This is a genomic window from Waterburya sp. (assembly GCF_058530065.1).
The window spans coordinates 1-1,872 of record NZ_JBZNBU010000409.1; the positions used below are offsets into that span (position 1 = coordinate 1).

Below are 1,872 nucleotides of genomic sequence, written 5' to 3' on the forward strand. Positions count from 1 at the left end.
ATAATTAGTAGGGATCTGCTCAATCCTTATATACTATTTTTTTAACAAAACATTAGATTTATTTATGAAAATTGCAATTACTGGCCCAACGGGTTTGGTTGGCAGTCGTTTGGTAGAAAAACTAAACCAAGCAGGACACCAAATTTTGGTTTTTACTCGCAATCCCAGTAAAGCCCAAAGAACTTTTCCCCCATCCAGTTACCCCAATCTAGAAATAATCTCTTACACTCCTCAAGAGTCAGGAAATTGGCAAAAAAACGTTTCTGGCTGCGATGCCGTAGTTAACTTAGCAGGAGAGCCGATTGCCGAGCGATGGAATCCCCAGCAAAAGCGAGCTATTATGGAAAGTCGCCAAATTGGAACGCGCAAATTAGTAGAAGCGATCGCCATGGCAGCAGAAAAGCCCCAAGTATTAGTTAGTGGTTCGGCAGTCGGCTACTATGGTACTAGTGAAACTGATGTATTTAAAGAAAGTAGCTCCCCTGGTAATGATTTTCTCGCTCAAGTCTGCCAAAATTGGGAAGCAGAAGCGCAAAAGGTTACGGAAAGCGGAGTACGCTTGGTCATCCTACGAATTGGGATTGTTCTCGCCAATGGTGGGGCTTTGGGTAAAATGCTAGGACCTTTTAAAATGTTTGCGGGAGGGCCTATTGGTAGTGGAAAACAATGGTTTTCTTGGATACATCGCGATGATTTAGTTGATTTAATTATTCGTGGTATTGAAGATGCTCAAATGTCTGGAGCTTATAATGCTACCGCACCCCATCCAGTGAGAATGAGTACTCTATGCAGTACTTTAGGGCAAGTGATGAATCGTCCTTCCTGGTTACCCGTCCCCGATTTTGTCTTAGAAGTCTTATTAGGAGATGGTGCTGTGGTTGTCTTAGAAGGACAGCAAGTATTACCAGAAAAAACTAAAAGTACTGGTTTCGATTATCAATATGCCGAGCTTAAGTCCGCTTTAGCAGAAATTGTTAATTAACTTAACTTCTGCTTTATCCAACCCTAGTAGCTATCAAATTAATTTTGCACGACTACTTTGGATTGCTACAAGTCCAGCTTTTTTGATTACATGGCGATCGCTCAATTGACAATGTTAAATTAATGCGAGCATTTTTCCCTGTCAAATATTCAAGATTAAATTTTAAATTTAATGAGTTACAAGCTACTGATGGTTACGACTGTTCCAGTCACAATTCGCGCTTTCTTATTGCCTTTTGCTCGCCATTTTAGAAGTCTTGGTTGGCAGGTTGATGCTATGGCACAAGGAATTTCCGCAGAATCAGAATGCGTTGCAACTTGCGATCGCGTTTGGGATATACAGTGGTCGAGAAATGTCTTAGATCCGAGAAATCTGTTGGCGGGGGTCAAGCGAGTCCGAGAAGTAGTCGCTCGGGGAGATTATGATTTAGTTCACGTCCACACTCCTATTGCTGCTTTTGTAACTCGTTTTGCTTTGAGGGGTTTGAGCAAACCAAAAGTAGTTTATACCGCTCATGGTTTCCATTTTTATCGCGGTGGCAACCCTGTGAAAAATGCTATTTTCTTTAATTTAGAAAAGCTGGCAGGAAATTGGACTGATTATTTGGTCACGATCAATCAAGAGGATGAAACTGCTGCCAAACAAAATAAATTTCTTCCTGAAGAGAGAATTTATTACACTCGCGGTATTGGAGTCGATACTAACCGCTACGCTGCCAATCGAGTTTCCGATACCGATGTTATGGCAATTCGCCAAGAACTAAACTTAGACTCGGAAGATATTTTATTATTATGTATTGCTGAATTTACTCCCCGCAAACGCCATCAAGATGTCTTGAATGCTTTAGCCAAACTAAATAATCCTCAAATACATTTAGCCTTGGCAGGAAT

General features: G+C 41.0%; 2 protein-coding genes. Both read left to right on the forward strand.

Features of this window, described 5'->3' with window-relative positions:
• The first annotated feature begins 64 nt into the window (after window positions 1-64).
• On the forward strand, window positions 65-982 hold the full coding sequence (thyD, locus tag AC33VI_RS22930; RefSeq protein ID WP_491784579.1) for a thylakoid membrane protein ThyD: 918 nt from the start codon (window positions 65-67) through the stop codon (window positions 980-982).
• Window positions 983-1,153: 171 nt separating this feature from the next.
• Window positions 1,154-1,872 (forward strand): glycosyltransferase (locus AC33VI_RS22935; protein WP_491784580.1); only part of this gene is annotated, 719 nt, incomplete at its 3' end.

What these genes read in the sequence shown, in the direction of transcription:
- thyD (WP_491784579.1), top strand. Translation starts at nt 65, where the DNA reads ATGAAAATTGCAATTACTGGCCCAACGGGTTTGGTTGGCAGTCGTTTG.